Source organism: Mycobacterium farcinogenes (assembly GCF_019739075.1).
GTDB lineage: Bacteria > Actinomycetota > Actinomycetes > Mycobacteriales > Mycobacteriaceae > Mycobacterium > Mycobacterium senegalense.
Genome location: NZ_CP081673.1, coordinates 2,825,849 through 2,851,755 on the forward strand (window position 1 = coordinate 2,825,849; position 25,907 = coordinate 2,851,755).

The window sequence follows — 25,907 nt, forward strand, 5'->3', positions numbered from 1 at the left end:
GTTACAGGTACCTCGTGGAGGGGTGGAGTATGCAGCGCTTCGTCGTCAGCTCGGACGGAACCCGCATCGCGGTGTACGAACAAGGGGACCGGCAGCGGCCGACGCTGGTGATGGCACACGGCTGGCCGGATTCCCACGTGCTGTGGAACGGCGTCACCGGGGAACTGGAGGACCGGTTCCACATCGTGCGCTACGACAACCGTGGTGCCGGCGCCTCCGACGTGCCCAAAGCCGTCAGGGCCTACCGCATGGACCGGTTCGCCGACGACCTGTCGGCGGTGATCGACGCCGTCAGCCCTGGGCGGCCTGTGCACGTCCTGGCCCACGACTGGGGCTCGGTGGGGGTGTGGGAGTACCTGAGCCGGCCGGAGGCCTCCGAACGCGTGGCGTCGTTCACGTCGGTGTCGGGTCCCAGCACCGACCACTACGGCTCGTTCGTGCGCGGACGCCTGGCCCGCCCGTACCGCCCCATCCGGTTCGCCAAGGCGGTGAACCTGGCATCGCGGTTCAGCTATTGGATCCCGTTCTCGGTCCCGGTGCTCGCACCGGCGCTGATGCGCCGCGGCGCCGCCCGCCGGCTGCAGGCCATCGACACCCCGGGTCCCAAGTTCCAGTCCGAGACACTCGACATCGACGCGGCCAACTCGCTCAAGATCTACCGCGCCAACGCGATCCGTTCGTTCACGACACTGCGCAGCGACCACTACGTGAACGTGCCCGTGCAGCTGATCTGCAACGACCACGACCCGGTGGTACGCGGGCACGGCTACGACGAGGCGTCCAAGTGGATACCGCTGCTGTGGCGCCGCGACCTCAAGGCCGGGCACTGGGCGCCGTTCTCGCACTGGCGCGCCATCGCCGAGGCCACGGCCGAGCTGATCGATCACCTCGAGGGGGCCCCGGCGCCGCGGGCGCTGCGACGCGCCCAGGTCGGCCGGTCGCGTCAACCCTTCGGCGACACACTGGTTTCCGTAACCGGCGCGGGCAGCGGAATCGGGCGGGCGACGGCCCTGGCTTTCGCCGCGCAAGGCGCCGAACTGGTGGTCAGTGACATCGACAAGGATGCGGCGGCGGCCACGGTCGACGAAATCACCGCGCGCGGCGGAATGGCACACGCCTACGGGCTGGACGTGTCCGATGCCGACGCCGTGGAGAGTTTCGTCGAGCAGGTGTGCAGCACCCATGGGGTGCCCGACGTGGTGGTCAACAACGCCGGAATCGGCCACGGCGGCAAGTTCCTCGACACCCCGGCCGAGCAGTACTCCCGCGTGCTCGACGTGAACTTCGGCGGGGTCGTCAACTGCTGCAGGTCCTTTGCTCGCCGTCTCGTCGACCGCGGCACCGGTGGTCACATCGTCAACGTGGCCTCGATGGCGGCCTATTCGCCGTCGGCGTCGATGAACGCGTACTCCACGAGCAAGGCCGCAGTGTTCATGTTCTCCGATTGTCTGCGCGCCGAATTGGACTCGGCAGGAGTCGGTTTGACCACGATCTGTCCCGGTGTGATCGACACCAACATCATCGACACCACCCGCTTCGACGTCCCCGCCGAGAAGCAGGGGCAGGTCGAACAGATGCGCGCGGCGACCAAGAAGGTCTTCGCAGCGCGCCGTTACGGGCCGGACAAGGTGGCCAAGGCCATCGTCGAATCCGTGGTCAAGGGCAAGGCGATCCGTCCCGTGACCCCGGAGGCCTACGCCGCCTACGGGGTTGCCCGGCTGGTCCCGTCGGCGTTGCGCCGGGTGGCACGGTCGGGCTCGCTGTAGACCGCTACTGCGGATGTGCCGTGAGGTACTCGCCGACCGGTATCCGCGACTCAGCGGCATATCCGATGGGCAGTAGCACGTCACCGGCGGTGGAGACGTAGTAGACATCCCAGCGGTAGAACACGCCGAACGCCGCCGGATCGGCCGTCATCGCGGCGGCGTAGTCCTTGACGGCGTGCACGTAGGCGTCGGCGTTGTTGTACCGGAACAGGGCGCCGTCCGGGTCGTTCGCAAAACCGTTGGCGGCCAGGTAATTACCGGCAGCCATGATGCTGTCCCTGGGTGAGTGGATATCGCCGCCCATGCCGTATGCGGCGAACGTGGACGGCATGAACTGCATGGGTCCCTGCGCGCCGGCCGAACTGTCACCGCGCACGCTGCCGAAATGCGTCTCGATCAGGTTGATCGCGGCGAGGTAGGCCCAGCCCACACCCGAGGCGGCCTCGGCGTCCCGATAGGCCGCCAGCAACTCCTCGGCCGGGACGGGCGGGACGATCCGCCACGCGGGCAGAGTGTCTCGCGGTTCGGCCAGTGTGGCCAGGTGCCGCCGTGCGTCGACATTGCGGTCATAGAACGCCACCAACTCGGCCGGGATGCCGGGCCTGATGGTGCCGTCCCATTCGGGGTGGCGTCCGATCGCCCGATATGCCACCTGCTGTCTGCGCGCGGCCTGCGTCAACGCCGGCCCTGGTGTCGACGGGTCCCGCAACGCCCGTTCATCGGCCACCAGATCTTCGGCTAACCGGGCCGGGTCCTGGGCCAGGCGCGGTTGTGCGCCGGCCGGGGCGGCCGCTGTGACCGCAGGCGGGTGCGACGTGGTGCTGGGCGCGACCGGGGCAGCGGTATCCGGCGATCCTGAACAGCCGGCCAGCATGCCGCCCAACGTGAACACGACGGCGAGATCGCGGGCGAACCTCGACATCGTGCTCACGTTGGGCCGGAACATGATCAGCCGTTCGCGGTTCTAGCTCGATCAGCCGTTCACGGCTATGTCCTCCAGGACCGCGAACATCGTGCGGGTCGGTACGCCGGTGCCGCCCTTGGGCGTGTAACCCCATGGGCCACCGGTGTTGTAGGCAGGCGCCGCGATGTCGATGTGTGTCCACTCGACCCCGTCCGCGACGAACTCGCGCAGATAGGTGCCGGCCACCAGCATGCCCGCATAGCGCGACCCGCTGACGTTGGCCAGGTCGGCCACCGTCGACTTCAGGTCATCCTTGAGCTCCTCGGGAAGCGGCATGGCCCAACCGTTTTCACCGACCGCCTGCGACAGCGCCGCGACCCGGTCACGGAACTCGTCGCTACCCATGACGCCGGGTGTGCGGGCACCGAGAGCGACGGTCTGTGCGCCGGTCAGCGTCGACGTCTCGATCAGGTAATCGGGGTTGTCCTCGCAGGCCCGCACGATCGCGTCGGCCAGGATCAGCCGGCCCTCGGCGTCGGTGTTGAGCACCTCGACGGTGATCCCGCCGTACTGGGTCAGCACGTCGCCCGGGCGCTGAGCGGTCGCCGAGGGCATGTTCTCGGCCATCGGCACGGTAGCGATCACCTCGATCGGCAGGTTCTGCTTGGCGGCCAGCACCACGGTCGCGATGACTGCGGCGGCGCCGCCCATGTCCGAGGTCATGTGGTGCATGTTGGCGGCAGGCTTGATCGAGATGCCGCCGGTGTCGAAGGTGATGCCTTTGCCGACCAGTGCGACGCGCTTGGGCTTCTTGCCGGCGCCCCGGTGGGTCAACCGCACCAGACGCGGCGGCCGCGAGGACCCCTTGCCGACCCCGACGATCCCGCCGTAACCCGCCTTGGCCAGTGCCTTTTCGTCGAGCACCTCGACCTCAAGCCCGGCGGCCACGCCCAAAGCCTTTGCGCGCTTGGCGAATTCGTCGGGGAACAGGTGGCTGGGCGGGGTGTTGACGAAGTCCCGGGCGGTGGCGACCGCCGACGCGATGTCCGCCGCGCGCTGAGCCTGGTTCTTCGTCGCCGCCTTGGTGTCGGCCGCCAGTGCCACGATCGCGGTGAGGCCGGCATCTTTGGGTGCGGTCTTGGTGCTGCGGAAGTCGCTGAACCGGTAGGAGCCTAGGATCAGGCCCTCGACGGCGGCTTCCAGATCAATGTCGGACAGCGTGGTGACGACCTTCTCGGTGCCGTTCAACGACCGCGCCGCCGTACCGGCGGCACGGCGGATCACCTCCGCAGGCCACTCGTCGCGGGGCTTGCCGAGGCCGACGGCCAGCACGCTGGCGACCGGCAGCGACGGCGCCAGCACTCTGGTGACCTGGTCGGTGCCGCCCTTGGCGCCGAGCGCGGCGAGGGCAACCTCGATTTCGCCGACTGCCTCGGCGTCGAGGAACGGGTTGCCGACAACGGTGGCGTTCGAATCGTCATCCGGCCCGCTGACCACGGGAACGATCAGCACGGCGTCGCTCTTGCGCTTGGGCAGCGACGCGCTGACGGTGACGTTGGGAACCTGATAACCGGGATTTGCGGGGCTCACCCCGCCCACCCTAGACGCAGCGGATACGCCGTGACCGGTGTGGCGAAACCCTTCAGGGTCAACGAGCGGGGCGGCGCGAATCCGTCTCCGTCGAGGAGTTCATGCAGCGGCTCGGACACCAGGACCTGGCTGGGGTCGGCGGCAGCGACCAGGCGGGCTGCCCGGTTCACCGGATTGCCGAAGTAGTCGCCGCCGATGGCCAGCATCTCGCCGAAATCGAGTCCGGCGCGCACCTGCAGGTGAGTCTCGGCCGCCCGAGGGTGGGTGACCAGGTTCTCGGCCACCTGGAGTAGCCCGGCGGGTTCGGAGCCGACCCACATGATGGCGTCGCCGATGAACTTGACCACGCGGCAGCCGGCGGCATGGACGACCTCGGTGCTGGTGGCACTGAACTCGTTGAGCATCGCCGACAGCTCGGCCGACGTCATCATCTGAGTGAGCGTGGTGAACCCGGAGAGATCGGCAAAACCGATGCCGCACACCACATTCGACGAGTCGTCGCGGACGACGTGCTCGAAATAGCTGCGCGCGCTCATCACGTGGTGGCGGTGCACGGCATCGATCATCGAGCCGATTCGGGGGATGAACCCGGCGGCTGTCCGGTAGGCCTTGGCGGTGATCAACTCATCGTGGGAGATGTTGAGCTGGACGTCGGGCGTGCTGGCCCGGCTCATCGCCGACAGGGTTTCGGCCAGCCGAGCCATGCCCGAACCGATCACGCGCAGCAGGCCGGTGGCCTCCACATCGCCGACCAGTACCCGCAACTCCGCCCAAGTGCGCAAGGTCTCCACATCGGCCCTGCTCAGCGTCTTCACATCGCAGCCGGAGACGGTCAGGCCGAGCGCGGCCCACGCCCGCTGAACATCCTCCAGCGGCACGTCGAGCTCGGCGGCGACGTCGGCCAGGCAGTATTCCGGCGGACCCGACCACTGCAGGACGTCCCCGGCCAGCCCGAACAACCGACCGCGGGACTCGGCCTCGATCATCTGTTCGGCGGTGAAACCCAGCCCGTCGAGGTACTCGATGAGCGGCGCACGATCCCGCGCATCGGTGATCCCGGCGGCGGCCAGCGCATCGAAGTCGACCACCCGACCAGTGTGCAATCGAGCGGGCCGGTTCGGCAGGCAGATTAGGGTGAAAGCGTGACTGACGACCTGCTGCACGGACCGCTGGAAGACCGCCACCGCGAACTGGGCGCCAGTTTCGCCGAATTCGGCGGGTGGTTGATGCCGGTGTCCTACGCCGGGACCGTCTCCGAACACAACGCCACGCGCGAGGCCGTCGGCCTCTTCGACGTCAGCCACCTCGGCAAGGCCCTGGTCAAAGGGCCCGGGGCGGCGGCGTACGTCAACTCGGCCCTGACCAACGACCTCAACCGGATCGGCCCGGGCAAGGCTCAGTACACGCTGTGCTGTACCGAATCGGGTGGAGTCATCGACGACCTGATCGCCTACTACGTCTCCGACGACGAGATCTTCCTGGTGCCCAACGCCGCCAACACCGCGGCCGTCGTCGCCGAACTGAAGAAACACGCCCCCGGCGGGTTGACCATCACCGACGAACACCGCTCATACGCGGTGTTGGCGGTGCAGGGTCCGAAATCCGCCGAGGTGCTCGAGGCGCTCGGGCTGCCCACCGAGATGGACTACATGGGATACGCCGACGCCGACTACAACGGAGTCTTCGTCCGCGTGTGTCGCACCGGCTACACCGGCGAACACGGTTACGAACTGCTGCCGGCCTGGGACCGTGCCGGTGAGGTGTTCGACGCGCTGGTGACGGCCGTGCGTGCCGCCGGAGGCGAACCGGCGGGCCTGGGCGCCCGCGACACTTTGCGCACCGAAATGGGCTATCCGCTGCACGGCCACGAGCTGTCACTCGACATCTCGCCGCTGCAGGCGCGCTGCGGCTGGGCGATTGGATGGAAGAAGGACGCGTTCTGGGGCCGCGACGCGCTGCTGGCCGAAAAGGATGCCGGCCCCGCCCGGGTGTTGCGCGGCCTCAAGGCCGTCGGCCGCGGCGTCCTGCGCGCCGATCTCGCGGTGCTCGACGGGGACACCCGGATCGGCACCACCACGTCGGGGACGTTCTCGCCGTCACTGAAAGCCGGTATCGCACTGGCCCTCATCGACACCGCCCACGACATCGCCGACGGCCAGCGGGTGAGCGTGGACGTGCGTGGCCGCACCGTCGAATGTGAGGTGGTCAAGCCACCGTTCGTGGCCGCGAAAACACGCTAGCCTCGGGCGATACAATCGCTGCATGACTAGCGGCCATCTCGAGTTCACGGTTTCAGCCAACGCGAATCCGGCGACCGATGCGGTACGCGAATCCATTCTGGCCAACCCCGGATTCGGCAAGTTCCACACCGACCACATGGTGGCCATCGACTACACCGCCGAACAGGGTTGGCACGACCCGCGGGTGATCCCGTACGGGCCCATCGAGCTCGATCCGTCGGCCATCGTGCTGCACTACGCGCAGGAAGTGTTCGAAGGGCTCAAGGCCTATCGCTGGGCAGACGGCTCGATCGTGTCCTTCCGGCCGGAGGCCAATGCCCAGCGGTTGCGTGCCTCGTCGCGTCGGCTGGCCATCCCGGAACTGCCCGAAGACGTGTTCATCGAATCGCTGCGCCGGCTGATCGCGGTCGACGAGGCGTGGGTGCCCGCGGCAGGCGGCGAGGAATCGCTGTACCTGCGGCCGTTCGTGATCGCCACCGAGCCGGGCCTGGGCGTGCGCCCGGCCAACGAGTACCGCTACCTGGTGATCGGCTCGCCGGCCGGGGCGTACTTCAAGGGCGGCATCAAACCAGTCAGCGTGTGGCTGTCGCACGAGTACGTGCGCGCATCTCCGGGCGGCACCGGAGCGGCCAAGTTCGGCGGGAACTACGCGGCCTCGCTGCTCGCGCAGGCCGAGGCCGCCGACAACGGCTGCGATCAGGTGGTGTGGCTGGACGCGCTCGAGCGTCGGTATGTCGAAGAGATGGGCGGGATGAACCTGTTCTTCGTCTTCGGCAGCGGCGGCTCGGCCCGCCTGGTCACGCCTGAGCTGTCCGGTTCGCTGTTGCCGGGCATCACCCGAGATTCGTTGTTGCAGTTGGCTACCGATGCCGGCTTCGCGGTCGAGGAGCGCAAGATCGACGTCGCCGAATGGCAGAAGAAGGCTGCGGCGGGCGAGATCACCGAAGTGTTCGCCTGCGGTACCGCCGCGGTGATCACGCCGGTCTCACACGTCAAGTACGCGGACGGCGAGTTCACCATCGCCGACGGGCAACCGGGCGAGATCACGATGGCCCTGCGCGACACCCTGACCGGAATCCAGCGCGGCACCTTCGCCGACACCCACGGTTGGATGGCCCGGCTGAACTAGCCGACCGCCAGCCCCAGCGCAGTCAGCGTCGTCGTCACCTCGACGGCCGCGCCGAGCACGTCGCCGGTGATGCCGCCGAACCGTCGCACGCAATGCGCGACCAGCAGCGCCGAAGCGCCGACCGCGACCAGCACCACGACCGGGCCCTGCCACATCCGAGGGCCCGCCCATGCGGCCAGGGTGGCGACCGCGACCAGCCACGCCGCCACGACGATGACCGGCTGGGTGCCCGCGACGGCGCCGCCCAACGAGCTGCCGGCCGCCGCCGGCACCGAACGCCGGCAGGCGAGTACCGCCGCGACGCGGCCCGCAGTGACCGCGACGACGACGGCCACCGCGCTGAGTTGGGCGAAAGCCAATGTCTGACAACCGATCACCACGAACACCGCGGCGACGCCGAACGGCCCGGCCGAGCCGTCGCGCATGACCGCCAGCGCTCGCTCCGGCGGGCCGTAGCAGCCCAGACCGTCGACGGTGTCGCAGAACCCGTCGATGTGCAGCCCACGGGTGGCCAGCAGCAGAGCGGCCACCGCCAGCAGGCCGGGCAGCGCCGTGTCGGTGCCGAATGCCCACTGGCCGCCGGCCACGACCGCCGCTGCCAACCCACCGAGTGCCAGGCCGACCGCAGGCAATGCCGCGAGCGCACCCCGCCCGACGCCGGCGGACGTTCGAACCGGCAGCACCGTGCCGAACGCGAACGCCCCGCCCAGCGCGGCAATCATGGTGTTGCTTCAGGCGGTCCGGCTACTGCGGCCTCCTCGAAGGTGGCCATCGAAGCCAGCGTGGCGATCGCGGCCCGCAGGATCGGCAAGGCCACCGCCGCGCCGGTGCCTTCACCCAGGCGCATGCCCAGGTCGATGATCGGCTCCAGGCCCAGATGCGACAGCGCCAGGCTGTGCGCCGGTTCCGTCGATCGGTGACCGGCCTGCCACCACGCCCGCGCACCCGGTGCCAACTCCTCGGCGACCAGGGCTGCCGCCGTCACCACCAGGCCGTCCAGCAGCACCGGCGTGCGCCGCAGGGCTGCCTGCGCCAGAAACCCGGCCATGGCGGCCAGGTCGGCGCCGCCGCACACCCGGAGAAGGCCCAGCGGCTCACGTGTCACGGTGCGCGCCCGGTACAGCGCGTCACGCACGGCACCGGTCTTGCGTCCCCAACCGAGATCGTCGATGCCGGTGCCGCGGCCCACCACCACAACCGGTTCGGCACCGGTCAGCGCAGCCACCAATGTCGTTGCTGCCGTGGTGTTTCCGATGCCCATGTCGCCCGCGATGAGCAGGTCGGCACCGCCGTCGACCTCGTCGTCGGCGATCCGGCGGCCCGCTGAGACCGCGGCCACTGCTTCCTCTTCGCTCAGCGCATCCTCGATCGCGATGTTGCCCGAGCTGCGACGCACCTTGTGGGCGCCGATGGCGGCCGACAGCGGCTCGTCGCAGTCGACGGCGATGTCAGCCACCCGCACGGACGCCCCGGCCACCTCGGCCAAAACGTTGATGGCCGCGCCGCCGGCGTCGAAGTTGGCCACCATCTGGCCGGTCACCGCCGACGGGAACGCCGACACCCCGGCTGCGGTGACCCCGTGGTCGGCGGCGAACACCACCACCCGGGCCCGGGTGAGCGGGCGCGGCGGGCAGACGCCCTGACACGAGGCCGCCCAGACCGAGAGTTCCTCAAGGCGGCCCAGGGAGCCGGGCGGTTTGGTCAGCTGCTCCTGACGGGCCCGCGCCGCCGCGGCGACATCGGCATCCGGTGCGGTGACCGGGGCAAAGGCCGCATCGATTTGGGTCATGACGGCTCCTTCACCGTGAGCGGTTGGCCGGCCACCACCAGCACCACGCGGTCGCACACCGCGGCCAGGCGTTGGTTGACCGAACCCAGTTCGTCGGCGAATCGTCGTCCCGCCTCGGTGGCGGGGACGACGGTCAGCCCGACTTCGGGAGTGACGAGCACCAGGGGAGCGGTGAACGCAGCTACCGCCGCTACCAGCGCGTCGGCCTCCGAATCCACGGGTGCCCCGGTCCAGGCGCCGACACGGTCCATGACCGCCGTCAGCCAGCCGCCGATGTCGTCGACGAGGGTTGCGGTGTCCGGACTCTCGGCCAGATCTTCGGCCAGCTCCCGGGTTTCGACGGTGTGCCAGTGTGCGGGCCGACGGGCCTGATGTGCGCCCACCCGCTCAGCCCACGACGGATCGGTGTCAGCGGCCGGGCCAGTGGCCAGGTAACGCACCGGCACGCCGTCTCCGGCGATTCGCGTCACGGCCGCCTCGGCCCACTGCGATTTACCGGAGCGGATGCCGCCGAGTACCAGTGTGCGCACCGCTCACGCCGCCTGACGCGGGATCAAGAGATCTTGGCGCCGCGCTCGACCACCGGCCGCGGCGCCCGCATGCGGCGTAACTGTGACGCCCGGCTGGCGGCGTAAAGCCCGAGCTTGAAACCACTTTCGGTGTTGTCGGGGAACTTCTCGTCCACCATCCGGTTCACCTTGCGGCCGACGACGAACCCGTCGATCAGCATGATGACCACCAGGACGAGCATCGCGTAGGAGAGGATCTGCTGGAACTTCAGCGACGGCAGCGCGAGCATGAAGAAGATCATCGCCAGGGCGGCGGGCATGAACAGGCCCAGCACGTTGCGACGCGAGTCCACGATGTCGCGGACGTAGCGGCGAACCGGACCTTTGTCGCGGGGGAGTAGGTAGGACTCCTCGCCGGCCATCATCTTCTCGCGGCGGTCAGCCATGTCGGCTCGGCGGGCGAGCCGCTCGATCTTGCGCTCTTCCTTGGACAGCTTCGGCCCGCGCAGCTCCTTGCGGCGTTGGCGCGCCTCGGCGGCGGTCAGCGGTGCGGGCGCGACAGGACCGCGCCGCTTGGTGGCCTCGCTGCGTTTGGGGGTGGGCCTGCCCTTGGGGGCGGTGCCCGCGGTGGTACCGCCCGTGTTCGTCGACGCGGCGTCCCCGTCGACCTTCGCGACCTGGTCGGTTCCGGCGGGTTCGCCGTCGTTGTCCTTGTTACGGCCCAGCAGCTTCACGCCAGCCAGGTTACTGCCCGGCGCAGACGCCCTGGCCACATGCCCCGGCCTGTGGATAAGTCGGGAATAGCGCCGGAACAAGGTACCGTTGAGGTAGTAGACGCGCGGCACGTCCCGCGTCTTGATGCCCAGGGATGCTTAGGGAGAACTATGACTGTTCAGGACGCCACCTCCACCGAAACCCACGGTGTGACCCTGACCGACTCTGCTGCGACGAAGGCGAAGGCGCTGCTGGACCAGGAAGGTCGCGACGACCTCGCGCTGCGGATCGCGGTTCAGCCCGGCGGTTGCGCCGGCCTGCGCTACAACCTGTTCTTCGACGACCGTGCCCTCGACGGCGACCTCACCGCCGAGTTCGGCGGCGTCAAGCTGACCGTCGACCGGATGAGCGCACCGTATGTGCAGGGCGCCACCATCGATTTCGTCGACTCGATCGAGAAGCAGGGCTTCACCATCGACAACCCCAACGCCACCGGGTCCTGCGCCTGCGGCGATTCTTTCAACTGACGTCAGCTGATACCGGCGGTCAGTACTGACCGCCGGTGCGCAGCACGTACGAGCACACCAAGACCTGCTCGTCGTTACCGTCCCTTTTCACCAGTAGCTGTGCCACGCCCTGCTGTTCGTCACTGATCGGCCGTTGTCCGCGTACCGACCCACTGGCCGGAGCGACGCGCATGGTGAACAGCACCTGAGCCTGTGTGGTGGACCACGGCACATTCGCATCGATGCCGGTCACCTCGACCTGGCTGAACTGCTTCTGAAATGCGTCGCTGGCCAAACCGGCCACCGCGAGGTCGGCCTTGCGGTCCTTCACCCCGTCGTACAGCCCGCACAGCGTGTGCCGGGCGACCGTCTCGTCGTCCCCGTCGAGCAGCGCGTTGAGATATTCCTGCACCGCGGCCTGGGCCCGGGCGTCCGACAGCACCACCGGAGCCGCCGGGCCGCGGCGGCCGGCCACCAGCACTGCGGTCAGCACACCCGCCAGCACGACCACCGCCAACGTCGCCGCCAGGATCTTGGGCCACCGCCGCCGGGTCGGGTAGGGGACCGGGGGCGGCAGCGTGCCCGGATATGCCGACGGGGCGGGCGACACCTGCTCGGGATACGGCTGAGGCGGAGTCTGCTCGGGGTACTGGTATGAACCAGTCATCAAATGACGCTCCCCGCGTGATCTGGAGGTCGGTCAGCCGTCTACGGTGACCGGGAATACGGTTATACGCAGGTTAGCGCAACCCGTGGCGTGTGACCGTGGGCCAAGATCGCGCACGGGCCGCGCGGGTACTGTTATGTAGCCGACTTAATGAAATGTGGGGAGACACTACGTGACCATCGCAGTTACCGGATCCATCGCGACCGACCACCTGATGCGGTTCCCGGGCAAATTCTCCGAGCAACTGCTGGCTGACCACCTGCAGAAGGTGTCGCTGAGCTTCCTCGTCGACGATCTGGTGATTCACCGCGGGGGCGTCGCGGGCAACATGGCCTTCGCGATCGGCATCCTCGGCGGTGACGTCGCGTTGGTAGGCGCGGCGGGTCAGGATTTCGCGGACTACCGCACCTGGCTCGAAGGCGCCAACGTCGACTGCGGCAGCGTGCTGATCTCCGAGAGTGCCTACACCGCACGCTTCGTCTGCACCACCGACGAGGACATGGCCCAGATCGCGTCGTTCTACCCGGGCGCCATGTCCGAGGCGCGCAACATCTCGCTGGCCGACCTGGTCGAGCGGGTGGGCGCCCCGGAACTGGTGATCATCGGCGCCAACGACCCGGAAGCGATGTTCCTGCACACCGAGGAGTGCCGCAAGCTCGGCCTGCCGTTCGCCGCCGACCCGTCCCAGCAGCTGGCCCGGCTCTCCGGTGAGGAGATCCGCAAGCTCATCAACGGCGCCGCCTACCTGTTCACCAACGACTACGAGTGGGACCTGCTGCTGCAGAAGTCAGGCTGGAGCGAGGCCCAGGTGATGAGCCAGATCGGCATGCGGGTCACCACGCTGGGCGCCAAAGGCGTCGACCTGGTCAGCTCGGAAGGCACCTTCGTCCATGTCGACGTGGTGCCCGAGAAGCATCAGGCCGACCCGACCGGCATCGGCGACGCCTTCCGGGCCGGCTTCCTCACCGGACGCAGCGCGGGCCTCAACCTCGAGCGTTCCGCTCAGCTGGCCTCGCTGGTCGCGGTGCTGGTGCTGGAGGCAACCGGCCCGCAGGAATGGACCTGGGACCCGGCCGAGGCCGTGCAGCGACTCACCGACGCCTACGGCGCCGAGGCGGGCGCTGAGATCGGCGCAGCCCTGGCCTGACCCTCCGGTGCCGGCTCTGGGCCGACCGGCTCAGAGCTGGACCGGGTAGTGCGGTTCGGAGATCTGCGGGGTCACGCTGTGCTCGACGAAGATGGCGTGCCACAGCATGAAGATCAGCACCGTCCACAACCTGCGACTGTGATCGCTGACGCCGTTGCGGTGCTCGTCGAGCATGGTGCGGACCGCGCCGAGATCGACATACTCGCCGGCGCCCGAGGACGCCGTCATCGAATAGGCCCAATCCATCAGCTCACCGGCGCGCAGCCAGTGCCGGATGGGCACCGGGAATCCCAGCTTCGGCCGGTTCAGCACATGGGCCGGAATGATCGGCTCCAGCGCCCTGCGCAGCGCGTACTTGGTCGTCGAGCGGGTGATCTTCTGATCGACGGGTAGCCGGGACGCCACCGCGAACACCTCGGGGTCCAGAAACGGGACCCGCAGCTCCAGTGAGTTGGCCATGGTGATCTTGTCCGCCTTGACCAAGATGTCACCGCGCAGCCAGGTGAACAGATCGATGTGCTGCATCCGGGCCACCGGATCCCAACCCCGCGACTCTGCGTACACCGGGGCAGTGACGTCAGTGTGGGTCCATTCCGGCCGGAACCCCGCCAGGACCGCCCGCAGCTGGTCATCGGAGAAGCTGCGGGCATTGCCGTAGTAGCGCTCCTCCAACGTCAGCGAACCGCGATGCAGCAGGCTCTTGCCGCGCATGCCCTCCGGCAGTGGCTTGGAGGCCTTGCCCAGCGACTTGCGCACCGGCCGGGGCAGATAGTCGAACGGCCGCAGCGACAACGGTTCCCGGTAGATCGTGTAGCCGCCGAACAACTCGTCGGCACCTTCGCCCGAGAGCACCACCTTGACGTGCTTGCGGGCCTCGCGAGCGATGAAGAACAGCGGCACCAGGGCCGGGTCGGCCACCGGCTCGTCCAGGTACCAGACGATCTCGGGCAGTGCCTCGACGAACTCGGCCTGGCTGACCACCTTCGTGACATGCCGGGCGCCGATGGCCTCGGCCGAGGCCACGGCCACGTCCACCTCGGAAAAGCCCTCCCGCTCGAAGCCGGTGGTGAACGTGATCAGCCGCGGGTTGTGCCGCATCGCCAACGCCGCGGTGGCCGTGGAGTCGATTCCGCCGGACAGGAATGCGCCCACCGTCACATCGGCGCGCATGTGCTTGGCGACGGAATCCTCAAGGGCGGCGGTGATCTCGTCATATCGGGACTGCTCGGCGCCCTTGACGAAAGGCACCGGAGTGAACTTCGGGACGAAGTAACGCGTCACCTCGGGGCGGCCACCGGGCCTCAACCGCGCGTAGCTACCCGACTCCAGCCGCCGGATGCCGCGGTGCAGCGTCTCGGGTTCGGGCACGTACTGCAGCACCGTGTAGTGCTGCACCGCCCGATCGTCGATGCTGAGGTCCAGCCCGAGAATGTCGGCCAGTTCCAGCAGGCACTTCTTCTCACTGCCGACCGCGGTGCCACCGGGCCCGGTGGCCATGAACAGCGGCTTGATGCCGAACGGGTCCCTGGCGCAGAACAATTCGCGCTCCACGGTGTCCCACACCGCGAACGCGAACATGCCGCGCAGCCGATGCAGCGCGTCGGCGCCCCAGTGGTGATAGGCCGCGACGATGGCCTCACCGTCGCCGTCGGTGTGAAATTCGGCACCGACGCCGCGCAGCTCTTCACGTAGTTCCAGATAGTTGTAGATCTCACCGTTGAAAACGAGTGCGTAGCGGTCGGGCGCATCGGCCGGCCCCCAGCGCAGCGGCTGGTGGCTGTGCGCGATATCGATGATCGAGAGCCGGTTGAAGCCGAGCACCACAGTGCCGTCGCCGCTCGTGTCTGCCCATGTGCCGGGCTCGTCCGGACCCCGGTGACGCATCAGGTGGGAGGCGCCCGCCACCGCGTCGACCAGCCGCGATCCGGCATCGGGGGAGGTGTCTCCCTGGGTGGATCGGGCTGGGTCAGTTACCAACGCGAGCAGTCCGCACACCGCGCCAGTATGTCTGATCCGGCCGTTGTCCGAGACCACCACCCGGGCGGCCGCGCCGGTGTTTGCACCCACTTCGCAACCGCATTCCCGAGTCGCTTCGCTCCCGTGGACCGGCGTGGTCTACGCTGCGTAGTATTCGCAAAACAACGACCGGTCGCGGTCGCGAAATACCGATCTAGGAGGCGCCAACGTGACACCTCGCGGGCTTAAGGCGGTGGCCCGAGCGGCGTTGTTGACCATTGTCCTGGGTGGCTCGGCATTCTTGCTGAGCGGCTGCAGCTGGCAGGACGCACTCGCGCTCGGCTGGCCGACGGGGATCACCCCGGAGGGCAAACTCAACCGAGAGCTGTGGATCGGCTCGGTGATTGCGTCCTTCGTGGTGGGCGCCATCGTGTGGGCCCTGATCTTCTGGTCGAGTGCGTTCCACCGGAAGAAGAAGGGCGACACCGAGCTGCCGCGCCAGTTCGGCTACAACATGCCGCTGGAGCTGGTGCTGACGGTCATCCCGTTCCTCATCATCTCGGTGCTGTTCTACTTCACCGTCGTGGTCCAGGAGCGGATGCTGCACAAGGATCCGAACCCTGAGGTCGTCATCGACGTGACCGCCTTCCAGTGGAACTGGAAGTTCGGCTACCAGAAGATCGACTTCGCCGACGGCTCATTCGATTACAACGGTGTCGACGAAGCGCGTAAGGCCGCGATGACGTCCAAGCCGGAGGGCAAGGACGAGCACGGGCAGGAGCGCGTCGGCGCGGTGCGCGGCCTGAACCCCGAGGACCGCACCTACCTGAACTTCGACAAGATCGAGACGCTGGGCAGCTCCACCGAGATCCCGGTGCTGGTGCTCCCGGTGGGCAAGCGCATCGAGTTCCAGCTCAACTCCGCGGACGTGATCCACGGATTCTGGGTTCCGGAGTTCCTCTTCAAGCGCGACGTGATGCCGGACCCGGTGGCCAACCACTCGGATCACATCTTCCAGGTCAGCAAGATCGAGCAGACCGGCGCGTTCGTGGGTCGCTGCACCGAGATGTGCGGCACCTACCACTCGATGATGAACTTCGAGGTCCGGGTCGTCGAGCCCAATGACTTCAAGGCCTACATCGATCAGCGCGAGGCCGGCAAGACCAATGCCGAGGCGTTGGCGGCGATCAACCAGGAGCCGCTGGCCATCACCACGCACCCGTTCGACACCCGACGCGGTGAGCAGGCACCGCAGGCGAGCAAGTAGGGGCTACACGCAATGCATATCGAAGCTCGACTGTTCGAGATCCTCACGGCGTTCTTCGCCTTGTCGGCGGTGGTGTACGGCGTCTTGACGGCGATGTTCGCCAACGGCGGTGTGGAGTGGGCGGGTACCACCGCCCTCGTCCTCACCACCGGTCTGACCCTGATCACCGGTACGTTCTTCCGCTTCGTGGCACGTCGTCTCGACACCCGCCCCGAGGACTACGAAGACGCCGAGATCAGTGACGGCGCAGGGGAACTGGGCTTCTACTCGCCGCACAGCTGGTGGCCGATCCTGATCGCGCTGTCCTTCTCGGTCGCCGCCGTGGGCGCCGCTCTGTGGCTGCCCTGGCTGATCGTGGCAGGCGTCTGCTTCGTGCTGATGGCTGTCGGCGGCCTGGTCTTCGAGTACTACTGGGGCCCAGAGAAGCACTGACCCGTCCAAACGCGCCGATTGTGACCTGCTCAAGGTCACAATCGGGCGTTACTTCATCCGCCACCGGCAGCGCCGGACTCGCCGGCATCACCTCGTTCGGTAATGTTGCCGGGGCACTGTCACCAGCGAACGCACTCGTTCGTTCCGTGTGGCAGTGAAGTTGTCGAGAAGGATAGGCGTAGATGAGCGGGCCGAATCCCCCGGAACCGGGTGCCTCCGGTTCTGATTTGCCGGATCAACCCGGAAAACACTCCGCACCCGAGGAGCCGACCCAGGTGGCCGGCGCCGACGCGGACGGCGGCGAGACGGAGTTCTACTCGCAGGCGTATTCCGCTCCTGAGTCGGAGCAGTTCACCAGCGGGCCGTACGTGCCGGCCGACGTGGCGCTCTACGACTACGACGACTACGACGCGGCGACCGAGCTGGTCGACACCGCCCCGCCACCGCGCTGGCCGTGGGTGGTCGGTATCACGGCCATCATCGCGGCCGTCGCACTGGTGGCCTCTGTTGCTGTGTTGGTGACTCGCGACGAGGACACCACCAACCTGGCGACCCCGCAGCCCAGTACCACCTCCGCCGCGCCGCCGGTGCAGGACGAGATCACCACCACGACCCCGCCGCCACCGCCGCCACCCCCTCCGACGTCGGAGGAGCTGCCGCCTCCGCCACCACCGGAAACCGTGACGATCACCGAGCCGCCGCCGCCCGCTCCGGCGCCGACCAGCGAGGCGCCTCCGCCGCCGCCGACCACTACAGCGGCACCGCCGACGACCACGACGACGCACGCCGGGCCGCGGCAGGTCACCTATTCCGTGACGGGTACCAAGGCGCCGGGTGACATCATCACGATCACCTACGTCGACGGCAACGGGAACCGGCGCACTCTGCGCAACGTGTACATCCCGTGGACCTTCACGATGACGCCGATCTCCAACTCCGATGTGGGATCCGTCGAGGCTTCCAGCCTGTTCCTGGTCAGCAGGTTGAACTGCTCCATCACGGCCAGCGACGGAACGGTGCTGTCGTCGAACGCCAACAACTCCGCGCAGACTGCCTGCTGATGTCCGGGCCGATCAGCGAACTCGACACCACCGACCGAGTTTTGCTGGGCGCTTGCGCGGCGGTCTGGCTCGCGGCATTGGGTGCCGGGGTGGCCGCCGTCGTCGCCCTGGTGGATCTGGGCCGCAGTCATCCCCAAGGCGCGGAGAGTGCCGACACTCCGTGGGTGCTCTACACCGTGATCGGCTTGTCGGTCGTGGTGATCGCGGGCGCCGTGCCGTTGCTGCTGCGGGCGCGAGCCCAGGCCGGCCGGCAACAGCCCGGACGCAGGCCCCAGCCGCCGGCCCGGTCGCCGCGCCCGATCGGCGGTAGTTATCGCGCCGCACCGCCGGCGATGAGCCGCTATGCCGCGGGCACCGGAGTGGCCGCAGCAGCGGTCGAAGCGGTGTGGCTGCGCTTCACCCTGTCGGTCGCATGTGCGATCGGTCTGGGTACCGCGGCCATCGGTCTGGCCACCTATCTCATGGCGACAGGAAGTGGTGTGGCGGCCTGGTGCTTGTACGGCCTGGCCGGCGTCGTCACCGCGGGCCTGGTCGCGGTGCTGGTCGTTGCGCTGCGCCAGCTGGACACTCTGCCGTCCTGACTCCTGGCTCTGCCTTTCATTCCCCACCGACGCCTCTACGGCCACCGGAGCAATGGGGCGGCCTGACATCGCTGCGGGCTTGAACGGGATCGGTGTATCCATCGCCCTCACATATGTAGCGCTGTGGCGATTCTGCGGCCACTTTTCCGCCATGGCGCTACACACGCGAATGAAGCAGTACGCCCCCCCACATAAAACAATCGCCGCAACCTCTGAACGAGGCTGCGGCGATTGTTTGGGGTAGGGGAGTGGTCAGTGATGACCGTTGGTCTCCCCGTTGCCGTCTTGCTCCTGGTATTCGCGCAGGGCGGTCAGGGCCTTGTGCTCGGAGGCGTGTGCGGCCTCGGTGAGCGCGTCGTGCTCGACGGCCGGGTCGGCGAACAGGAAGCTGCCGGTGCCGGGTGCGCCACCCGAACCGAGCTTGTTCATCCGCTTGGGCAGGGCAGCGCCCTGGTATTCCAGCGGAATCGGGTGGCCGTGATCGTCGACCGGTCCCAGCGGCTGGTGCAGCTCGACGTAGGCACCGTGGGGCAGGCGCTTGATGATGCCGGTCTCGATGCCGTGCTCAAGCACCGCACGGTCGCTGCGCTGCAACGAGATCGCCCAGCGGTAGGCGACGAAGTACACGATCGCCGGAAGCACGACCATGCCGATGCGGCCGATCCAGGTGGTGGCGTTCAGCGAGATGTGGAACTTGAGCGCGATGATGTCGTTCATCGCGGCCAGGGTCAGCACCATGTAGAACGCGATCGCCATGGAGCCGATGGCGGTGCGCACCGGCACGTCACGCGGACGCTGCAGCAGGTTGTGGTGTGCGTCGTCGCCGGTCACCTTCTTCTCGATGAACGGGTAGGCGATCAGCAGGGCGAAGACACCGCCCATGATCAGCGCGACCCAGACCACCGCGGGGATGGTGTGGCCGAAGGGGTAGAACTCCCAGGCCGGCCAGATACGCGCCAGGCCTTCGGTCCACATCATGTAGAAGTCGGGCTGGCTACCCGCCGACACCTGAGACGGCTTGTAGGGGCCCAGGTTCCAGATCGGGTTGATGGTCAGCAGGCCACCCATGAGGCCGAGCACACCGGTGATCATCGCGAAGAACGCACCCGACTTCACCGCGAACACCGGCATGACGCGCACGCCGACCACGTTGGTCTCGGTGCGGCCGGGGCCGGGGAACTGGGTGTGCTTCTGGAACCACACCAGTGCCATGTGCGCACCGATGAGAGCCAGGATGATGCCCGGGATCAACAGGATGTGCAGTGCGTACAGGCGCGGGATCAGGATCTCGCCGGGGAAGTCCCCGCCGAACAGCGCCCAGTGCAGCCAGGTTCCGATGATCGGCATGCCCAGGGTGATCGAGGACAGCGCCGCGCGCAGACCGATACCGGAGAGCAGGTCGTCGGGCAGCGAGTAACCGAAGTAGCCCTCGAACATCGCCAGGATCAACAGCAGCGAGCCGATGACCCAGTTGGCCTCACGCGGGCGGCGGAACGCACCGGTGAAGAAGATGCGCGCCATGTGCACCATGATCGACGCGGCGAACATCAGCGCGGCCCAGTGGTGGATCTGACGGACGAACAGGCCGCCGCGCACCTCGAAGCTGATGTCGAGAGCGGACTCGTAGGCCCGCGACATCTGCACACCGCGAAGCGGTTGGTACACACCGTCATAGGTGACGTGCGCCATCGACGGATCGAAGAACAGCGTCAGCCAGACACCGGTGATCAGCAGCACGATGAAGCTGTACAGCGCGATCTCACCCAGCAGGAAGGACCAGTGGGTGGGGAACACCTTGTTCAGCTGCCGGCGCACCGCAGCCGACGGGTGGTACCGCGAGTCGATCGCGTCGCCTTGGGCGGCTGCGATCTTGGCAACGTCAGGGCTCATGATTTGCGCTCCCAGAATGCCGGTCCGACGGGTTCGATGAAATCGCCGTTGGCGACCAAGTAGCCGTCCTTATCGATGGTAATGGGCAGCTGCGCCAACGCACGTGCGGCCGGACCGAAGATCGGCTTGGCGAAGTGCAACGCGTCGAACTGCGACTGGTGGCACGGGCACAGGATGCGGTAGGTCTGCTGCTCGTACAGCGACGAGGGGCAGCCCAGGTGCGAGCAGACCTTCGTGTAGGCGAACAACTCACCGAAGTTGAAGCTCTCTTGACCCTTGCGCTTGACCACCTTGGGCATATCCGCCGGCTTGATGCGGATCAGCATGACCGGGTTACGCACACCCATGGCGATCTCGGTCAGGTGATGCTCGGACTCCACCGTGGTGCCGTCGCCGTCGGACTCCCGCCAGGGGAAGACGGTCTCCATGCCACCGGCGTCGAGATCCTCGGGCCGCATCTTGACGAACGGCGAGGAGCCGGGACGTCCGGTCGCGCGAGCCAGGTAGATGGTCTCGCCGTGGAATCGCGGCGTCCAGCCGGAGGTCCACAGCACGGCCTTCTTGCCCTCGGCGGTGGGAACGACGGGCTTCCACGGGTTCTTGATCAACCCGCCGATGAACGCCACCAGGGTGCCGGCGCCGAACGCGCCGAGGCCGATACCCAGCGACAAGCCGATCAGCTTGCGGCGCTTGACCGTCGAACCCTCCAGCGCATCGCCGAGGTTGGCGGCGATGGTCTTGCGGTGCAGCTCGGGGGAACGCCCGTCGTGGCGGTCCTGGACCGAGATCTCCTCGGGGATGAACTTCTTCTGGAACAGCACCGCACCGATGCCGATCGACAAGATCGACAGGCCGAACGTGAGGCCGTACAGCGGGGTGGCCAGCGAGTAGAGGAACTCACCCTCCGAGCCGAAGGGCTGGTACTCCCAGGGCCAGAAGATGAAGATCAGCAGCAGCGCCAGGCCCGAAAGACCGCCGAGCAGAAGCCAGTACGCGACCAGCCGCTCGGTGCGCTTCTCGGCTTTGGTGCCGGGAACCGGCCAGCGCGGTTCCTTGAAGATCGTCTCGACGCCGTCGATCTTGCCGCCGAGCTCGACGAGATCCTCACGCGACATCGAAGCCAGCTCGTCGTCGCTGGGAATCTTCGGTGTGTTGTCGGTCATGCTCGTGCCCCGATCCACATTGCCACGCCGATAGCGGCGACCATTCCGATAATCCACATCGCCATACCCTCGGGAGCCGGCCCGAAGCCGCCGAGCCCGTAACCGCCGTAGCTGGGTGTCTCAGCCGATTCGCGGACGTAGGCGACGATGTCGCGCTTCTCTTCCGGCGACAGCTGCCGGTCGGAGAACTTGGGCATGTTCTGCGGCCCGGTCTGCATCGCGGTGTAGATCTGGGCCGGCTTGGCCTCACCGAGGTCCGGAGCGTACTTACCGGAGGACAGCGCGCCGCCCTTACCGGTGAAGTTGTGGCAGGACGCGCAGTTCAGCCGGAACAGGTCACCGCCGCGGGCCACGTCGGAGCCGATCAGCGATTCCTGGGCCACGCCGCCGTGGTCGTCACGGATCAGGGTCGGGCCGCCGCCGTTGGCCTGGACGTACGCACCGAGCGCGTCGATCTGGTCGTCGTCGAAATGCTCGGGCTTGGACGGTGCCTGGGCCTCGCCGCGCATGGCGGGCATACGACCGGTCGAGACCTGGAAGTACACCGCAGCTTCGCCGGTGCCGATCAGGCTGGGCCCGCGATCGGGCACACCCTGCAGGTTGGCGCCGTGGCACGAAACGCACGACGTCTCGAACAGTTGCTTACCCGTGCGCAGCAGTGCCGACTGCGATTCGTCGGCGACCGCGACCTGCGGTGTGGGCGTCAGCGTGGCCGCAACACCACCTGCGACTGACAGGCCGACCAGCAGCAGGAGACCTGCTGACAGTCGTCGGCGCAGTCGTCGGCGCGACTTGCTGGTCATCGAACCCCTTCTCATCGAGTCGATCATCTGCCGGCCAATCATCGGACGCATCGGCGAGCCGGTCATCGGACGAAGTAGATGGTGGCGAACAGCGCAATCCAGACGATGTCGACGAAGTGCCAGTAGTACGAGACGACGATCGCCGCGGTGGCCTGCGCGGGCGTGAACTTACTCATCTTGGTGCGGGCCAGCAGCAAGATGAACGCAACTAGTCCGCCGATGACGTGCAGGCCGTGGAAACCGGTCGCCAGATAGAAGACCGATCCGTAGGCGCTGCCCGGGATGGTGGTGCCGTGCTCGACCAGGTGCATGTACTCGTATCCCTGGCCCAGTACGAAGAACAGGCCCATCAGGAACGTGATCACATACCACCGGCGCAGGCCGAACACGTCGCCGCGTTCGGCGGCAAACACGCCCATCTGGCAGGTAAAGGATGACGCGATCAGAACCAGCGTCACCGGAACAGCAAGGGCCAAATTGAGTTCGGTCGGCTCGGGCGGCCAGTCGCCACCGGCTTGCGCGCGCGCCGTGAAATACATCGCGAAGAGTCCAGCAAAGAACATGAGTTCACTGGAAAGCCACACGATGGTGCCGACACTGACCATGTTCGGCCGGTTCAGCGAATGAACGCGCGACGTGATTGCCGTTCCCGAGGTACCTACAGCGCTCGTCACATCCGCAAGTATGACGCTTTGTAGTTGTCGAACTCCACCCGGGTCGAGCAATTGACTCCAAACGTGTCGCGTTCCGGTCGGCGTGAAGCGGGCCGGAGACCGGTGCGGAGATAGCATTCGGCGGTGGCTCCTGCATCTTCTCCGCTGTCCCCATCCGCGTCCGCCGCTGCGGCGGCGCCGTCGTGGCCGCTGATCCTCGGGCGGCTGACCACCGAGCAGACCCTGCCCAACGGTTACGCGGGATGGGCCATGGACCAGATCATGACGGGCGTGGCGACCCCGGCTCAGATCGCCGGCTTCGCCGTCGCGATGAAGATGAAGCGGCCGACCTCCGCGGAGGTCGGGGAGCTCGCCGACATCATGCTGTCGCACGCCCGCCGCGTGCCCACCGATCAGATCGGCCACGAGACCGTCGACATCGTCGGCACGGGCGGCGACGGGGCCAACACGGTGAACCTGTCGACCATGGCGGCCATCGTGGTGGCGGCCTGCGGTGTGCCGGTGATCAAGCACGGCAACCGCGCGGCGTCCTCGCTGTCGGGCGGCGCGGACACCTTGGAGGCGCTCGGCGTCCGGATCGACCTGGGTCCCGATGAGGTGGCCCGCAGTGTCGCCGAGGTCGGTATCGGGTTCGCCTTCGCGCCGCAGTTCCATCCGTCGTACCGGCATGCCTCGGTGGTGCGCCGCGAGATCGGCGTTCCGACGGTCTTCAATCTGCTCGGGCCGCTGACCAATCCGGCCGCCCCGCGGGCCGGCCTGATCGGCTGTGCGTTCGACGACCTGGCCGAGGTGATGGCCGGGGTGTACGCCGCCCGTGGCTCCAGTGTGTTGGTGGTACATGGCGACGACGGCCTCGACGAGCTCACCACCACGACCACCAGCACCATCTGGCGGGTGCAGGCCGGCACCGTCGACCGGTTGAAGTTCGATCCCGCCGCCTTCGGCTTCAAGCGCGCCGACATCAGCGAGTTGATCGGCGGTGACGCCACCGCCAACGCGGCCTCGGCCCGTGCCGTACTGGGTGGGGCCAAGGGGCCCGTGCGTGATGCGGTGGTGCTCAACGCGGCCGGCGCGATGGTGGCCCACGCCGGGCTAGCCAGCGACGCTCAATGGGTGCCGGCGTGGGAGGCCGGTCTGGCGCGGGCCACCGAGGCCATCGACTCGGGCGCGGCCGAACAACTGCTCGCGCGTTGGGTGCGGTTCAGCCTGCAGTTCTGAGTCCTGCTGCTGGGCCGCCGCCAACCGCGCCGAGCGCGCGGTGGCGGCCCACTGGGCGTAACGGCCGGCCGCGCCGATCGGTGTCGCGTAGCCATTGTTGACGTCGCCGTCGGTGCGCACGATGCGCACCCCTGGGGTGGCCAGCCAACGGGCGATGAGCGCGGTCTCCTCCACCAGCGCGCCGCCCAAAGGTGTTGGGGTGGGCAGGATTACCTGTGCGGCCGAGCAGATCGCATCGACCACGGGCATCGGCGGGACACCGCGCGGGGCGGTGCCGGACCCGGCCAGGTGGCCGTGGCGGACCACCGCGAAGTGCCAGCCGCCATTGCCGTCGCTGCGCGCCGCCACGAGTTCGGGGACCTCGGCCAGTGCGCGCAGCCGCTGCCCGCGCCACAGTGCCTCGATGGCGACCTCGGCGTGATCGCGCATCCGGGCGGCGGTCTCGTATCGCCGGGCTGCCGCTAGCTCGCCGATGTGGGCCAGGGCTGCTGCCAGCGCGCTGTGGTCGGTGCCGTTGATCAGCGCGGTGGCTCGTTCCACGGCATCCGCGTACGACGCGGCGGCGATGTCCTGCGCGGCCGGGCACGGTGACAGCTCGACCTCGGGGCAGCGATGGGTCGCGGCAGAGCCGAAGCGGGCCGTGCAGGTGCGCACACCGGTGAACCGAGCCAGCAGCAGCGCCGACTGAACGGCGTCGGCCCGAGCCGAGAAAGGTCCGAAAGCAATGCGGCGCCCTGGGTTTCGCACTGCCGACAACCGGGGGAAGGCCTCGTCGGTGAGGGCCACCCACCACCAGCGCTGCGGGAACTTGGAGCGCCGGTTGTACGGCGGTGCATGAGCCGCGAGCAGCCGCAGCTCACGGACCCCGGCCTCCAGATCGTGGGCGCACTCGACATGGTCGACGGCCTGCGCGAGCGAGGCCATCTCCTTCATCCGGGCCCGCGGGTCGGCGCCGGTGAAGTACTGCCGGACCCGGCGGCGCAGATCGACCGCGGTGCCCACATAGAGCACCTCGCCGGAGGGCCCGCGGAACAGGTAGACACCGGGGCGGTTGGGTAACCGGTCGGCCAGTGAACGGTTACGACGCTGGGCCGGCGTGACATCCGGCAGGTAGTTCTTCAGGTCGGCGAAGGTGTGGATGCCCTGGTTGCCCACCCGCTCGATCAGGCCGTGCAAGACGTCGACGGTGGCGCGGGCATCGTCGAGTGCCCGGTGGGTAGGTGTCGTCGTGGCGCCGAACAGCCGGGCCAGTGCGGACAGTTTCACCGTCGGGGCTTCGTCCCGGGTCAGCACGCGACGGGCAAGTTTGACCGTGCAGAGCACCGGCGGCCGCGGCCAGTTGAGCTCGGCCCGCTCGGCCGCCGCGCGCAGGAACCCGATATCGAACCCGGCGTTATGGGCGACCAGCACTGCGCCCCGGGAGAACTCGAGAAAGGCGGGCAGGACGCTCTCGATCTTCGGCGCGTCGCGCACCATCGCCGTGGTGATGCCGGTGAGCTCGACGATCTGGGGCGGGATCGCGCGGCCCGGATCGACCAGCGTGGCCAACTCGCCGAGCACCTCGCCGCCACGGATCTTCACCGCACCGATCTCGGTGATGGCGTCGTAGCGCTCGCCCGGCGCCTTGGCGGCCGCGCGCCCACCGGTGGTCTCCAGGTCCACCACCACGAAAGTGGTCTCGGCGAGAGACAGCGCTGCATCGGGGTCGACGGCGGGGCCCAGACTCAAGGTCAGCTGCTCGGCTTCGGCGGAGATGCGCTGGCCCATGGAGATGACGGTAGGCACTGCCCCCGACAAACCCGGACAAGCTCGCCGCCCGCGCGCTCCAATCCCCTCCGCTACTTGTCGGTGCAATCGCTCCAATCCGCTCCGCTACTTGTCGGTGCGCGGCGATAGCGTGC

23 protein-coding genes and 1 pseudogene are annotated in these 25,907 nt (G+C 68.0%); 10 read left to right on the plus strand and 14 right to left on the minus strand.

What is annotated here, in order from left to right; all coding sequences use genetic code 11:
* Positions 1-29 precede the first annotated feature (29 nt).
* Positions 30-1,766 (plus strand): SDR family oxidoreductase, encoded by a 1,737-nt coding sequence (locus tag K6L26_RS13365; protein WP_221853244.1) that lies wholly within the window; start codon positions 30-32, stop codon positions 1,764-1,766.
* Between the two features lie 4 nt (positions 1,767-1,770).
* Here the strand turns inward: K6L26_RS13365 and K6L26_RS13370 are convergent, their stop codons facing one another.
* Genes K6L26_RS13370 through K6L26_RS13380 form a run of 3 tightly spaced genes read right to left on the minus strand, consistent with a single transcriptional unit; the run spans position 1,771 to position 5,348 of the window.
* On the minus strand, positions 1,771-2,688 hold the full coding sequence (locus tag K6L26_RS13370; protein ID WP_043370592.1) for a lytic transglycosylase domain-containing protein: 918 nt from the start codon (positions 2,686-2,688) through the stop codon (positions 1,771-1,773).
* A gap of 51 nt (positions 2,689-2,739) precedes the next feature.
* Positions 2,740-4,260 carry a leucyl aminopeptidase gene (locus K6L26_RS13375; RefSeq protein WP_047037371.1) on the minus strand — a complete coding sequence of 507 codons (1,521 nt, stop codon included), beginning with the start codon at positions 4,258-4,260 and terminating at the stop codon, positions 2,740-2,742.
* Positions 4,257-5,348 (minus strand): adenylate/guanylate cyclase domain-containing protein, encoded by a 1,092-nt coding sequence (locus K6L26_RS13380; protein ID WP_019347015.1) that lies wholly within the window; start codon positions 5,346-5,348, stop codon positions 4,257-4,259. The genes K6L26_RS13375 and K6L26_RS13380 overlap by 4 nt, the downstream gene beginning before the upstream one ends.
* A gap of 54 nt (positions 5,349-5,402) precedes the next feature.
* Between K6L26_RS13380 and gcvT the strand changes: the two genes are divergently transcribed.
* Positions 5,403-6,500, plus strand: coding sequence for a glycine cleavage system aminomethyltransferase GcvT (gcvT, locus tag K6L26_RS13385; protein WP_221853245.1), 1,098 nt, complete (start codon positions 5,403-5,405; stop codon positions 6,498-6,500).
* Between the two features lie 22 nt (positions 6,501-6,522).
* Positions 6,523-7,629 carry a branched-chain amino acid aminotransferase gene (locus K6L26_RS13390; RefSeq protein ID WP_019347017.1) on the plus strand — a complete coding sequence of 369 codons (1,107 nt, stop codon included), beginning with the start codon at positions 6,523-6,525 and terminating at the stop codon, positions 7,627-7,629.
* Here K6L26_RS13390 and K6L26_RS13395 read toward each other — a convergent pair.
* The 4 genes from K6L26_RS13395 to K6L26_RS13410 are packed head-to-tail and all read right to left on the minus strand — an operon-like array spanning position 7,626 to position 10,661.
* Positions 7,626-8,351 carry an adenosylcobinamide-GDP ribazoletransferase gene (locus tag K6L26_RS13395; RefSeq protein WP_036393897.1) on the minus strand — a complete coding sequence of 242 codons (726 nt, stop codon included), beginning with the start codon at positions 8,349-8,351 and terminating at the stop codon, positions 7,626-7,628. The two genes, K6L26_RS13390 and K6L26_RS13395, sit on opposite strands and share 4 nt — an antisense overlap.
* Complete coding sequence (cobT, locus tag K6L26_RS13400; protein ID WP_221853246.1) at positions 8,348-9,418, minus strand: nicotinate-nucleotide--dimethylbenzimidazole phosphoribosyltransferase; 1,071 nt, start codon at positions 9,416-9,418, stop codon at positions 8,348-8,350. Before cobT ends, K6L26_RS13395 begins: the two co-directional genes overlap by 4 nt.
* Positions 9,415-9,948, minus strand: a complete 534-nt coding sequence (locus K6L26_RS13405) for a bifunctional adenosylcobinamide kinase/adenosylcobinamide-phosphate guanylyltransferase (protein ID WP_221853247.1) — start codon at positions 9,946-9,948, stop codon at positions 9,415-9,417. The genes cobT and K6L26_RS13405 overlap by 4 nt, the downstream gene beginning before the upstream one ends.
* A 23-nt stretch (positions 9,949-9,971) precedes the next feature.
* Positions 9,972-10,661 (minus strand): DUF3043 domain-containing protein, encoded by a 690-nt coding sequence (locus K6L26_RS13410; RefSeq protein ID WP_019348924.1) that lies wholly within the window; start codon positions 10,659-10,661, stop codon positions 9,972-9,974.
* A 150-nt stretch (positions 10,662-10,811) separates the two neighbouring features.
* On the opposite strand from K6L26_RS13410, the gene K6L26_RS13415 reads away from it, so the two are divergent.
* Positions 10,812-11,168: a HesB/IscA family protein gene (locus K6L26_RS13415; protein WP_019348925.1), complete on the plus strand. Its 357-nt coding sequence runs from the start codon at positions 10,812-10,814 to the stop codon at positions 11,166-11,168.
* 19 nt (positions 11,169-11,187) lie between these two features.
* Here K6L26_RS13415 and K6L26_RS13420 read toward each other — a convergent pair whose 3' ends face one another.
* A complete protein-coding gene (locus K6L26_RS13420) occupies positions 11,188-11,814 on the minus strand; it encodes an Rv0361 family membrane protein (RefSeq protein ID WP_019348157.1) in 627 nt (208 codons plus the stop codon).
* Positions 11,815-11,986: 172 nt separating this feature from the next.
* Between K6L26_RS13420 and K6L26_RS13425 the strand changes: the two genes are divergently transcribed.
* Entirely contained in the window at positions 11,987-12,961 is a 975-nt protein-coding gene (locus K6L26_RS13425) for a carbohydrate kinase family protein (RefSeq protein ID WP_019348156.1), read from the plus strand.
* A 30-nt stretch (positions 12,962-12,991) separates the two neighbouring features.
* Here K6L26_RS13425 and asnB read toward each other — a convergent pair whose 3' ends face one another.
* The gene (gene asnB, locus K6L26_RS13430) at positions 12,992-14,956 is read right to left on the minus strand and encodes an asparagine synthase (glutamine-hydrolyzing) (RefSeq protein WP_435405368.1); all 1,965 of its coding nucleotides are present in this window, start codon (positions 14,954-14,956) and stop codon (positions 12,992-12,994) included.
* Positions 14,957-15,146: 190 nt separating this feature from the next.
* Here asnB and ctaC point away from each other — a divergent pair, with 190 nt between their 5' ends.
* From ctaC to K6L26_RS13450, 4 genes are all read left to right on the plus strand, one after another.
* Positions 15,147-16,184, plus strand: a complete 1,038-nt coding sequence (ctaC, locus tag K6L26_RS13435; RefSeq protein WP_036393911.1) for an aa3-type cytochrome oxidase subunit II — start codon at positions 15,147-15,149, stop codon at positions 16,182-16,184.
* Between the two features lie 12 nt (positions 16,185-16,196).
* Entirely contained in the window at positions 16,197-16,616 is a 420-nt protein-coding gene (locus K6L26_RS13440; protein ID WP_019348153.1) for a cytochrome c oxidase subunit 4, read from the plus strand.
* Positions 16,617-16,798: 182 nt separating this feature from the next.
* On the plus strand, positions 16,799-17,677 hold the full coding sequence (locus tag K6L26_RS13445; protein ID WP_019348152.1) for an MmpS family transport accessory protein: 879 nt from the start codon (positions 16,799-16,801) through the stop codon (positions 17,675-17,677).
* Positions 17,677-18,258: a DUF2561 family protein gene (locus tag K6L26_RS13450; RefSeq protein WP_085140165.1), complete on the plus strand. Its 582-nt coding sequence runs from the start codon at positions 17,677-17,679 to the stop codon at positions 18,256-18,258. The genes K6L26_RS13445 and K6L26_RS13450 overlap by 1 nt, the downstream gene beginning before the upstream one ends.
* Before the next feature lie 252 nt (positions 18,259-18,510).
* Here the strand turns inward: K6L26_RS13450 and qcrB are convergent, their stop codons facing one another.
* The 4 genes from qcrB to ctaE all read right to left on the minus strand — a co-directional run bounded on the left by qcrB (position 18,511) and on the right by ctaE (position 22,788).
* On the minus strand, positions 18,511-20,148 hold the full coding sequence (gene qcrB, locus K6L26_RS13455; RefSeq protein ID WP_019347262.1) for a cytochrome bc1 complex cytochrome b subunit: 1,638 nt from the start codon (positions 20,146-20,148) through the stop codon (positions 18,511-18,513).
* Positions 20,145-21,311 (minus strand): cytochrome bc1 complex Rieske iron-sulfur subunit, encoded by a 1,167-nt coding sequence (gene qcrA / locus K6L26_RS13460; protein ID WP_019347261.1) that lies wholly within the window; start codon positions 21,309-21,311, stop codon positions 20,145-20,147. The genes qcrB and qcrA overlap by 4 nt, the downstream gene beginning before the upstream one ends.
* On the minus strand, positions 21,308-22,114 hold the full coding sequence (gene qcrC, locus K6L26_RS13465; RefSeq protein WP_080989442.1) for a cytochrome bc1 complex diheme cytochrome c subunit: 807 nt from the start codon (positions 22,112-22,114) through the stop codon (positions 21,308-21,310). Before qcrC ends, qcrA begins: the two co-directional genes overlap by 4 nt.
* Positions 22,115-22,176: 62 nt before the next feature.
* Positions 22,177-22,788 carry an aa3-type cytochrome oxidase subunit III gene (ctaE, locus tag K6L26_RS13470; RefSeq protein ID WP_036393916.1) on the minus strand — a complete coding sequence of 204 codons (612 nt, stop codon included), beginning with the start codon at positions 22,786-22,788 and terminating at the stop codon, positions 22,177-22,179.
* Between the two features lie 144 nt (positions 22,789-22,932).
* On the opposite strand from ctaE, the gene trpD reads away from it, so the two are divergent.
* The gene (gene trpD / locus K6L26_RS13475) at positions 22,933-24,006 is read left to right on the plus strand and encodes an anthranilate phosphoribosyltransferase (protein ID WP_064895755.1); all 1,074 of its coding nucleotides are present in this window, start codon (positions 22,933-22,935) and stop codon (positions 24,004-24,006) included.
* Here the strand turns inward: trpD and K6L26_RS13480 are convergent.
* Positions 23,944-25,773, minus strand: a pseudogene (locus K6L26_RS13480) (DEDD exonuclease domain-containing protein); the annotation flags it as partial. The gene trpD and the pseudogene K6L26_RS13480 sit on opposite strands and share 63 nt — an antisense overlap.
* Positions 25,774-25,907: the final 134 nt, after the last annotated feature.

What these genes read in the sequence shown, in the direction of transcription:
- K6L26_RS13365 (WP_221853244.1), top strand. Translation starts at nt 30, where the DNA reads ATGCAGCGCTTCGTCGTCAGCTCGGACGGAACCCGCATCGCGGTGTAC.
- K6L26_RS13370 (WP_043370592.1), bottom strand. Translation starts at nt 2,688, where the DNA reads ATGTCGAGGTTCGCCCGCGATCTCGCCGTCGTGTTCACGTTGGGCGGC.
- K6L26_RS13390 (WP_019347017.1), top strand. Translation starts at nt 6,523, where the DNA reads ATGACTAGCGGCCATCTCGAGTTCACGGTTTCAGCCAACGCGAATCCG.
- K6L26_RS13395 (WP_036393897.1), bottom strand. Translation starts at nt 8,351, where the DNA reads ATGATTGCCGCGCTGGGCGGGGCGTTCGCGTTCGGCACGGTGCTGCCG.
- cobT (WP_221853246.1), bottom strand. Translation starts at nt 9,418, where the DNA reads ATGACCCAAATCGATGCGGCCTTTGCCCCGGTCACCGCACCGGATGCC.
- K6L26_RS13415 (WP_019348925.1), top strand. Translation starts at nt 10,812, where the DNA reads ATGACTGTTCAGGACGCCACCTCCACCGAAACCCACGGTGTGACCCTG.
- K6L26_RS13420 (WP_019348157.1), bottom strand. Translation starts at nt 11,814, where the DNA reads ATGACTGGTTCATACCAGTACCCCGAGCAGACTCCGCCTCAGCCGTAT.
- K6L26_RS13440 (WP_019348153.1), top strand. Translation starts at nt 16,197, where the DNA reads ATGCATATCGAAGCTCGACTGTTCGAGATCCTCACGGCGTTCTTCGCC.
- K6L26_RS13445 (WP_019348152.1), top strand. Translation starts at nt 16,799, where the DNA reads ATGAGCGGGCCGAATCCCCCGGAACCGGGTGCCTCCGGTTCTGATTTG.
- K6L26_RS13450 (WP_085140165.1), top strand. Translation starts at nt 17,677, where the DNA reads ATGTCCGGGCCGATCAGCGAACTCGACACCACCGACCGAGTTTTGCTG.
- qcrB (WP_019347262.1), bottom strand. Translation starts at nt 20,148, where the DNA reads ATGAGCCCTGACGTTGCCAAGATCGCAGCCGCCCAAGGCGACGCGATC.
- qcrA (WP_019347261.1), bottom strand. Translation starts at nt 21,311, where the DNA reads ATGACCGACAACACACCGAAGATTCCCAGCGACGACGAGCTGGCTTCG.
- qcrC (WP_080989442.1), bottom strand. Translation starts at nt 22,114, where the DNA reads ATGACCAGCAAGTCGCGCCGACGACTGCGCCGACGACTGTCAGCAGGT.